We start from the raw sequence: 9,468 nt of genomic DNA, 5'->3' as shown, positions 1-9,468 counted from the left end.
TGTTCGCGGCCGTCGCGTACGGGTTGGGTGATCAGATCTCGACCGGGTAGGCCGGCTCCTGGATCTGCGGCACGATGCGCTTCTCCACGAAGATGCCGTGCCAGACCATGAAGCACAGCACCGTCCACAGACGACGGCTGTGATCGATCGGGCCGGTCCGGTGCTCGTCGAGCATCTTCGCCACCGCGGCCTTGTCGAGCAGGTGATCGGTCTGCGACTCGGCGATCACCTCGTGCGCCCAGTCGAACAGCTCCGTGCCGGCCAGCCAGTGCCGCAGCGGCACCGGGAAGCCCAGCTTCGCGCGGTGCAGCACGTGTGGCGGGACGATGCCCTCCAGCGCCTGCCGCAGCGCATACTTCGTCGTCTGTTTCGTGATCTTCTGGTCCAGCGGAACCTGCGACGCCACCCGGAACACCTCGGAGTCCAGGAACGGCACGCGCAGCTCGAGCGAGTTGGCCATCGTCATCTTGTCGGCCTTGACGAGGATGTCGCCGCGCAGCCACGTGAACAGGTCGAGATGCTGCATCCGTGCCACCGGATCCCAGCCGGCAGACTGCGCGTAGATCGGGGCGGTGACGTCCTGGTGCGTCCATTCCGGACGGAAGTCGCGCAGCACCGAGCGCAGCTGCGCGTCGTTGAAGCTGCGGGCGTTGCCGTAGTAGCGCTCCTCGAGCGTCATCGAGCCACGGTGCAGCAGGCTCTTGCCTCGGGTGCCCTCGGGGATGCGCTCCGAAAGCTTCCCGGCGGCCCGGCGCAGCGCCGGCGGCAGGAACTCGAACGGACGCAGCGACAGCGGCTCGCGGTAGATCGTGTACCCGCCGAACAGCTCGTCGGCGCCCTCACCGGACAGCACGACCTTGACGTGCTTGCGGGCCTCCCGGGCGATGAACCACAGCGGCACGAGCGCGGGGTCGGCCACCGGGTCGTCGAGGTACCAGATGATCTCCGGGATCGCCGCGGCGAACTCGCTGGGGGAGACCACCCGCACCACGTGCCGGGCACCGATCGCGGCCGCCGACTCCGCGGCGACGTCGACCTCGGAGTAGCCCTCCCGCTCGAAACCCGCGGTGAAGGTGATGAGCTTCGGGTTGTGGCGCATCGCCAGCGCGGCGATGGCCGTGGAGTCGATGCCACCCGAGAGGAACGACCCGACGGTCACGTCGGCGCGCATGTGCTTGGCCACCGAGTCCTCGAGGGCCTCGGCGATCTCGCGGTAGCGGTCCTGCTCGCGGCCCGCCGCGAACGGCCGGACCGGGAAGGTGGGGTGGAAGTAGCGGGTGATCTCGGGCTCGGCGCCGGGCGTGATACGCGCGTAGCAGCCCGACTCGAGGCGGCGGATCCGCCGGTGCAGCGTCTCGGGCTCGGGAACGTACTGCAGCACCGTGTAGTGCTCGATCGCACGAGGATCGAGCTCGGTATCGATGCCGATCACGTCGGCGAGCTCGAGCAGGCTCTTCTTCTCGCTGCCGAAAGCCGTACCGCCGGTGCCGGTCGCGAGGAACAGCGGTTTGATGCCGAACGGGTCGCGGGCGACGAACAGCTCGCGGGTGTGCGTGTCCCAGATCGCGAAGGCGAACATGCCCCGCAGGCGCTGGACCGCGCGCACTCCCCAGTGGTGATAGGCCGCGACGATCGCCTCGCTGTCGCCCTCGGTCGCGAAGGAGGTACCGAAGGTCTCGGTGAGCTCCTTGCGCAGTTCGAGATAGTTGTAGATCTCACCGTTGAAGGTCAGCGCGTAGCGGTCGGGCTGCTCCGGCGGGCCCCAGCGCAGCGGCTGGTGCGAGTGCGCGATGTCGATGATCGACAACCGGTTGAATCCGAAGACGAGGTCGGCGTCGTGCCAGGTGCCGTGCTCGTCGGGGCCGCGATGGCGCAGGCAGTGCATCGCGGAGTCCACCTTCGCGACGGCGTCGTCGCTGGTGCCGTCAGTGGTCAGAAACCCGAGCAATCCGCACACGCGTGGGTTACCTCATTCCGGTCGGGGGTGTCGCGAAGAACCCCGGTGGGTGCCCAGCGCGGGACACCGCACCGCGCATGACACCGGGAACTACCACTCGGGGTCCGGCGTTGGTTCTACCGAAGTATGCCGCAGACGGTCGACACCGGGCAGCCGCGCCCGGACGCCACCGACGATCACTCGCCCGACAGGAGAAAACCGACGTCACGAGCCGGGTCTTCCGGTCGAAACGCCCAGTCCGACACTTTCTTCGTGCCCCGGCGATGGATAGCGCCCGGGTTTGGTCTACGCTGCGTAGTAATTGGGCCGGCCCTCCGGGTGTGCCCTAGTGGAATTGCGGCGATCAGGAAGGCGTGAACGTGGCGCAAGGTCGGATCCTTCGGCGGTTCGGGCTCGCAGCATCACTCGGCATTGCAGCCTTGGTGCTGACCGGGTGCTCGAGCGAAGAAATCCTTCGTTTCGGCTGGCCGGAGGGCATCACTCCTCAGGCCGAGCGTATGCGTGAACTGTGGACGTGGTCGGTTGTCGCCGCCCTCGTCATGGGAATTCTCGTGTGGGGACTCACCTTCTGGGTGATCATCGCCTACCGGCGTCGGAAGGACGATCCGGAGTTCCCGCGTCAGACGGCGTACAACGTGCCGCTCGAGCTGGCTTACACCGCGGCGCCGTTCGTCGCCGTGTGTGTCCTCTTCTACTTCACGGTCGTGGTCCAGAACTACGTCCTGGACAAGGAGGACAACCCGAACGTCGTCGTCGACGTGACGGCGTTCCAGTGGAACTGGAAGTTCGGTTACCGGACCATCGATCTGCAGGACGGCACCGCGCGGTACGAGGGCACCGACGAGGTCGCCCAGGACGCGGTCGCACTGCAGCCGTACGAGCCGGGCACCGAAGGTGAGCACGGTGGTGGAGAGGGCGGCGAGCACGAGGCTCCGGGCCCCATCCACGGCAAGCCGGCGGAGGACCTGTCCTACCTCCACTACGACAAGATCGAGACGATCGGCACCAGCGAAGAGATTCCGGTGCTCGTGCTTCCCACCGGCAAGCGCATCGAGTTCCACCTCGCGTCGTCCGATGTGATCCACGCTTTCTGGGTGCCGGAGTTCCTGTTCAAGCGCGACGTGAACCCGAACCCGCGTGAGAACAACTCCGATCCGGTCTTCCAGATCTCCGAGATCGACCGTGAGGGCGCGTTCGTCGGCCGCTGCGCCGAGATGTGCGGCACCTACCACGCGATGATGAACTTCGAGGTCCGCGCGGTCAGCCCGGAGGACTTCGCCCGGTACATCGAGCTCCGCAAGCCGGTCGAGGACGGCGGCGAAGGCCTGTCGAACGCTCGTGCGCTCGAAGCCATCGGCCAGAGTCCGATCGCGACCTCGACGACTCCGTTCAAGACCGACCGCACGGACCGGTCGGCGACCGTCGCCGCAGGCGAGTGACGGCCACCCCCTCCGACAAGGACAAGTGCTGATATGAAAATCGAAGCCAAGCTCTTCGAGGTCGTGACGGTGTTCTTCGTGCTCGTCGCCATCGTGTACGGCGTGTTCACCGGGCTCTCGGACAAGGGCATCGAATGGGCCGGCCTCACGGCCATCGTCCTCTCCGCCGGTCTGACCCTGATCGTCGGAACGTACTTCCGCTTCGTCGCGCGTCGTCTCGACACCCGTCCCGAGGACTACGAGGACGCCGAGGTCAGCGACGGCGCGGGCGACCTCGGTTTCTTCAGTGCGGGTAGCTACTGGCCGATCCTGCTCGCCGGTGCGGCCGCTTTCGCCGCCATCGCGCTGGCCTTCTACCAGCCCTGGATGATCGTCCTCGCGGTCGCACTCATCATCGCCGCCGCAGCCGGCCTGGTCTTCGAGTACCACATCGGACCCGAGAAGCACTGAGCCGACACTCTCGACGCACACGGGCGCCGCNCCGTGTCGTTTCCGGTGGCGTTCTCGAGGTTTCGTTCTTCAGGAAGCCCCGCGGGTGGTGAGGACGACCCTCGCGGTCGCTGCGACCGTGCGATCCGGGTCGCCGGTCAGAGCCTCGAGAGCATCCTCGGCGGCCGACCCGGGGATCTCCGCGAGTGCCTGCGTGAGACGTAGCCGGACACCGGCATCGTCCGAGCCGCCGAGCGCGTGCTGCAGCGACCGCACGATCTCGGCGGACGACAGCGGCCGATCCGCAAGCAGGCCGAGTACCTCGGCGGCCTCGACGTCGGACCGGCCCTCCACGATCATCTCCACGAGCACGGGGACGGCCGCGTCCACCCCTCGCCCCCCGAGCGTCAGAGCCGCCGTGGAGCGCGCCTTGGAATCGGCGTCGTCGAGTGCCTTCTCCAGGAGCGTCGTCGATTCGGGCACACGGAGTTCCGCGAGTGTCGCGATCGCCCGTCGCCGAACCGGCACCTCGTCGGAGTGAAGGCCCTCCGCGAGTGCCGGCAGCGCAGCGTCGACCTCGTCCGCCGCTCGGGCGAGCGACCACCGCAACGCGCCGGCGACGAACGGGTCCTCCTCCGACAGCGCCGCCCGGACCAGCGCCGCGACCGGCAGCGTCGTGTCCTCGTCCTGGGACAGGATCGCCTGCTGGCGGCGAGAGCCGGAATCGGATTCGAACGCGCGCAACAGCGCGACGAGGCGCAGGACGTCGTCCCAACCGCTGGGGGACGCCGAGTCGACGCCTTCGAGACGAGCGAGGAGTTCGGTCTCGGCGGCGATCCGTTCGCGCGTGTGCCGGATCAGCTCCTGCACCAGCTCCGCCGGAGCGAAATCCGGTTCCCCCAGCGCTCGTCCGACCTCGTTCAGCGACAGGCCGAGACTCCGGAGACTCTCCACGTGGAAGAGCCTCCGGAGGTCGTCCTCGGTGTACTCGCGGTAACCGCCCGAGGTGCGGCCCGTCGGCGTCACCAGCCCCAGGCGGTCGTAGTGCCGCAGCATGCGGGTGCTGACACCGGAGCGCCGCGAGACCTCACCGATCAGCACCGGCTCACTCCCGGATCCCGTCCGCGCCGAGTGCGGCAACACGTTTCGCCGACTCCACGGAGAGGACGAACGCGCTGTCGGGGTCGACGCGGATCCGTTCGGTGGCCTCCGCGTGGGCGCGGACGCGCGGGTCGGAGCTGTGCATCGCCGCGTGCAGGACCGGCACTGCGGCCTCGTCGAGTGCCGCGAGAGCGCGACCGAGGCTCAATTGCAGGTCGTGGTCGCCGCGGCCCAGTTCGGCGCCGAGAGCCGCAGCGAGGCCGCTTTCCGAGCCCGGTGGCACGAGAGCGACCGCCGCGCGCCACGCGCTGCGTGCCACCTCGTCGTGCTCGTCGTGGAGCATCCCTGAAACCTTCGGCCATGCGACGGGATCGCCGATCTTCGACAACGTGTGCAGGGCCTGACTGCGCGCCTGCGAGACATCCGAACCGAGCTCGGCGAGCAGCCGCGGCACCGTCATCCCGGCCGGCAGGCGGCACAGCGCCCAGGTCAACATGTCGCGGACGAAGAAGTCCGGCTCCACCGCGCACCGGTCGACGAGAGCCGTCACCGTCCCGGGATCGGCTGCGGTACCCGACTCGAGTGCGGCGCGCAGACGCACGGAGGCGTCGTCGGCGGACAGGGCCTCGACGAGGCGGGTGGACAGGGCCTCGACGAGGCGGGTGGACAGGGCCTCGACGAGGCGGGTGGACGGGTCGTGATGTATGCGCATGGGAGGCACCTCCTTCACGACCCATTCGAGCGCTTGTCACAGTGTCAAGGTCAAGACGTACGCCCCGGACGATATCCGGTGGGGGAGGGGAGGACCCACGAACGACGAACGGGGCCCCGGNCCGGGGCCCCGTTACGAGCCGCTGGTGCGGATCAGTGCTGCGACTTGTCGGCGGGCAGCTGGGCTGCGCCGTCTCCGTTGCCGTGGACGCGCTCCTGGTACTCGCGGAGCGTGTTCCGCAGCTCGAGCTGGGCCTCGTGGTGGGCGGCCTCGAGCGCGGCGGCCTCGTCGGCCGGGTCCGGGCTCCACCAGCTGCCGGAGCCGGGTTTGCCGGCGGTGCCGAGCTTGTTCATCCGCTTCGGAATCGGGGCGGCCTGGTACTCCAGCGGGATCGGATGGCCGTGCTCGTCCACCGGGCCGAGCGGCTGGTGGATCTCGATGTACTCGCCGGTCGGCAGGCGACGGACGATGCCCGTCTCGATGCCGTGCTCGAGCACCTGGCGGTCGCTGCGCTGCAGACCCAGGCAGAACCGGTACGCGATGTAGTAGGCGAGCGGCGGGAGCAGGACGAGACCGATGCGGCCCATCCAGGTCGTCGCGTTGATCGAGATGTCGAACTTGTACGCGATGATGTCGTTGACACACATGATCGTGGCGACGGCATAGAACGCCAGGGCCATGAACCCGATGCCGGTGCGGACCGGCACGTCGCGCGGACGCTGCAGCAGGTTGTGGTGTGCGTCGTCCTTCGTGAACTTCTTCTCGATCCACGGGTAGACCGTGAGCACGACGAACACCAGGCCCATGATCAACGCGATCCAGAACGGCTGCGGGATCGTGTACCGGCCGAACAGGTACAGCTCCCAGGCGGGCCAGATACGGGCCATGCCGTCCGTCCACATCATGTAGATGTCGGGCTGCGAGCCGGCGGACACCTGCGACGGGTTGTACGGGCCGATGTTCCAGACCGGGTTGATCTGCAGCAGGCCGGACATCAGGGCGAGCACCGCGAAGGTCATCGCGAAGAAAGCACCCGACTTGACGGCGAAGACCGGGAGGATACGAACGCCGACGACGTTCTGCTCCGTGCGGCCGGGGCCGGGGAACTGCGTGTGCTTCTGGTACCAGACCAGCGCGAGGTGCGCGGCGATCAGGGCCAGGATGATGCCCGGGACGAGCAGCACGTGCAGGACGTAGAAGCGCGGGATGATCAGCTCACCCGGGAAGTCGCCACCGAAGATCGCCCAGTGCATCCACGAACCGATGATCGGGATCGAGAGCGTGATGCCCGAGAACGCGGCGCGGAGGCCGGTGCCCGAGAGCAGGTCGTCGGGGAGCGAGTAACCGAAGAAGCCTTCGAACATCGCCAGGATGAGCAGCAGCGAGCCGATCACCCAGTTGGCCTCACGCGGACGCCGGAACGCACCGGTGAAGAACACGCGCAGCAGGTGGACGACGATCGACGCTGCGAACATCAGTGCTGCCCAATGGTGGATCTGCCGCACGAACAGACCACCGCGGACCTCGAAGGAGAGGTTCAGGGTCGTCTCGTAGGCGCGGGACATACCCACACCGCGCAGCGGCGTGTAGACGCCGTCGTAGATGACGTGCGCCATCGACGGGTCGAAGAACAGGGTGAGGAAGACACCCGAGATCAACAGGATGACGAAGCTGTAGAGCGCGATCTCACCCAGGAGGAAGGACCAGTGGGTGGGGAACACCTTGTTGATCTGGCGGCGGATGCCCGCGGACAGGTGGTAGCGAGAATCGAGATTCTCGCCGATCTGTGCGGCGCGGGACGGGGTTGCAGTACTCACGGGCGACGCTCCCAGAATGCCGGGCCGAGTGCCTCGATGAAGTCACCGTTGGCGACCAGGAAGCCCTCTTCGTTCACTGTAATCGGAAGCTGCGGCAGTGCGCGAGCAGCGGGACCGAAAATCGGCTTGCCGTACTCCAGCGCATCGAACTGCGACTGGTGGCACGGGCACAGGATGCGGTGCGTCTGCTGCTCGTAGAGCGAGGTCGGGCAGCCGAGGTGCGTGCAGATCTTCGAGTACGCGAAGTAGTCGCCGTAGTTGAAGCTCTCCTGGCCCTTGCGCTTGACGACACGCTCGGTGTCCTCGGTGCGCAGGCGGATGAGCATGACGGCGTTGCGGATGCCGCGCAGGCTCTGCAGCAGAGCGTGATCGTCACCGCGATCGGACTCGCGGAACGGGAACACCGTCTCCATACCGCCGGCGTCGAGGTCCTCCGGGCGCACCAGGACGATGTCCTGGGGACGACCGGTGTCGCGACGCAGGTAGATGGTCTCGCCCGGGTAGCGCGGGGTCCAGCCCGACACCCACAGCGACGACTGGTCACCCTCGGCCCACGGGTTCTTGATCAGGCCGCCGAGCGGCATGATCAGACCGAGGCCGAGCGCGCCACCACCGAAGATCGCGGTGCGCTTGATCAGCTTGCGACGCGGCAGGGTGGACGTCTCGAGCGAGTCGGAGAGCTCGGCGACGATCGTCTTGCGATCGACCTCGGGCGAGCCGCCGTCGTGCCGATCCTGGATCGACACCTCCTCCGGGATGAACTTCTTGGTGAACTGCACCGCGCCCACGCCGATGCCGAGGATGGCCAGACCCAGGGTCAGGCCGAGCATCGGGGTGTAGAGGCTGTACCAGCCGTAGTTCTCGTCGCCGATGCCCTGGTACTCCCACGGCCAGAACAGGTAGATCGCGATGAACGCGACACCCGCGATGCCCGCGAGGGCGAACCAGAAGGCGACGTTGCGCTCGGCCCGCTTCTCGGCACGGGTGCCTTCGACGGGCCAGCGGTCCTTGCGGAACGCGACGTCGACACCGTCGAGGTTCGTGCCGAGCGTGACGAGGTCGTCCCGGCTCATCCGGTCGAGATCTTCGACCGTGTGCTTGTTCGGCGTTTCGCCGCCACTCATGACCTTGCTCCGATCCACAGTGCAGCGCCGACGACGGCGACCATGCCGACGACCCACATGGTCGGCCCTTCGGCACCGGGGCCGAAGCCGCCGAGCCCGTAGCCACCCGGGTCTCTCGTCTCACTGGCGGACTTGATGTACGCGATGATGTCCTGCTTCTCCTCGACCGTCAGCTGACGATCGGAGAACTTCGGCATGTTCTGGGGGCCGGTGAGCATCGCGGTGTAGATCTGCTGCTCGTTGGCCGGATCCAGGTTCGGTGCGAACTTGCCGGACGAGAGCGCGCCGCCGCGCCCGGTGAAGTTGTGGCACGACGCGCAGTTCTGGCGGAAGAGCTCCGAACCGCGTCCGATGTCGTTGCCGCGCAGCGACGACTGGGCGATCTCGCCGTTCTCGTCGCGGATGACCGTCGGGCCTCCACCGTTGGCCTGGATGTACGCGCCGAGGGCGTCGACCTGCGCACCGTCGAACTTCGGGTCCTTGCGGAGGGCCTGGGCCTCGTTGCGCATCATCGGCATGCGGCCCGAGGAGACCTGGAAGTAGACGGCGGCCTCGCCGACACCGATCAGGCTGGGACCGCGGTCCTGGACACCCTGGAGGTTGACACCGTGACAGGTCACGCAGGAGGTCTCGTAGAGCTGCTGACCCTCGCGGATCAGAGCGCTCTGGTCGTCCTGCGCTGTAGCCACCTGCGGGGCAGGTGTCAGCGCGGAGGCGATGAAGCCTGCGCTGAGGAGACCGAGCGCGAGGACCAACGCTCCGGTGACGCGCCGGCGCATCTTGCGCTGGCGGCGGGACTTCGCAGCATCGGCTGCAGAGGATCGACCGGGCATGTCACCCTCGGAGGCGAGAGGTGGGGATGAACTCATCTGTATCCCTTTTTTTATGT

8 protein-coding genes are annotated in these 9,468 nt (G+C 67.6%); 2 read left to right on the top strand and 6 right to left on the bottom strand.

Annotated elements, in window-relative coordinates:
• Window positions 1–31 precede the first annotated feature (31 nt).
• The gene (asnB, locus tag ACLBYD_RS23555; RefSeq protein WP_447818353.1) at window positions 32–1,957 is read right to left on the bottom strand and encodes an asparagine synthase (glutamine-hydrolyzing); all 1,926 of its coding nucleotides are present in this window, start codon (window positions 1,955–1,957) and stop codon (window positions 32–34) included.
• 353 nt (window positions 1,958–2,310) lie between these two features.
• Here asnB and ctaC point away from each other — a divergent pair, with 353 nt between their 5' ends.
• Both ctaC and ACLBYD_RS23545 read left to right on the top strand, forming a co-directional pair.
• Window positions 2,311–3,396, top strand: a complete 1,086-nt coding sequence (gene ctaC, locus ACLBYD_RS23550) for an aa3-type cytochrome oxidase subunit II (RefSeq protein WP_447818352.1) — start codon at window positions 2,311–2,313, stop codon at window positions 3,394–3,396.
• 33 nt (window positions 3,397–3,429) lie between these two features.
• Window positions 3,430–3,846, top strand: a complete 417-nt coding sequence (locus ACLBYD_RS23545; protein ID WP_447818351.1) for a cytochrome c oxidase subunit 4 — start codon at window positions 3,430–3,432, stop codon at window positions 3,844–3,846.
• Between the two features lie 69 nt (window positions 3,847–3,915).
• Here the strand turns inward: ACLBYD_RS23545 and ACLBYD_RS23540 are convergent, their stop codons facing one another.
• The 5 genes from ACLBYD_RS23540 to qcrC all read right to left on the bottom strand — a co-directional run bounded on the left by ACLBYD_RS23540 (window position 3,916) and on the right by qcrC (window position 9,412).
• Window positions 3,916–4,926, bottom strand: coding sequence for a MerR family transcriptional regulator (locus tag ACLBYD_RS23540; protein WP_447818350.1), 1,011 nt, complete (start codon window positions 4,924–4,926; stop codon window positions 3,916–3,918).
• 4 nt (window positions 4,927–4,930) lie between these two features.
• The gene (locus tag ACLBYD_RS23535; protein ID WP_447818349.1) at window positions 4,931–5,638 is read right to left on the bottom strand and encodes a HEAT repeat domain-containing protein; all 708 of its coding nucleotides are present in this window, start codon (window positions 5,636–5,638) and stop codon (window positions 4,931–4,933) included.
• A gap of 152 nt (window positions 5,639–5,790) precedes the next feature.
• The gene (qcrB, locus tag ACLBYD_RS23530) at window positions 5,791–7,455 is read right to left on the bottom strand and encodes a cytochrome bc1 complex cytochrome b subunit (protein WP_447818348.1); all 1,665 of its coding nucleotides are present in this window, start codon (window positions 7,453–7,455) and stop codon (window positions 5,791–5,793) included.
• Window positions 7,452–8,579: a cytochrome bc1 complex Rieske iron-sulfur subunit gene (qcrA, locus tag ACLBYD_RS23525; protein WP_059380914.1), complete on the bottom strand. Its 1,128-nt coding sequence runs from the start codon at window positions 8,577–8,579 to the stop codon at window positions 7,452–7,454. The genes qcrB and qcrA overlap by 4 nt, the downstream gene beginning before the upstream one ends.
• Window positions 8,576–9,412 carry a cytochrome bc1 complex diheme cytochrome c subunit gene (gene qcrC / locus ACLBYD_RS23520; protein WP_174479564.1) on the bottom strand — a complete coding sequence of 279 codons (837 nt, stop codon included), beginning with the start codon at window positions 9,410–9,412 and terminating at the stop codon, window positions 8,576–8,578. The genes qcrA and qcrC overlap by 4 nt, the downstream gene beginning before the upstream one ends.
• Window positions 9,413–9,468: the final 56 nt, after the last annotated feature.

Source organism: Rhodococcus sp. C26F, assembly GCF_053345925.1.
Note: the sequence above shows the minus strand (reverse complement) of the source record. Positions and strands in the feature narration are given on the sequence as shown.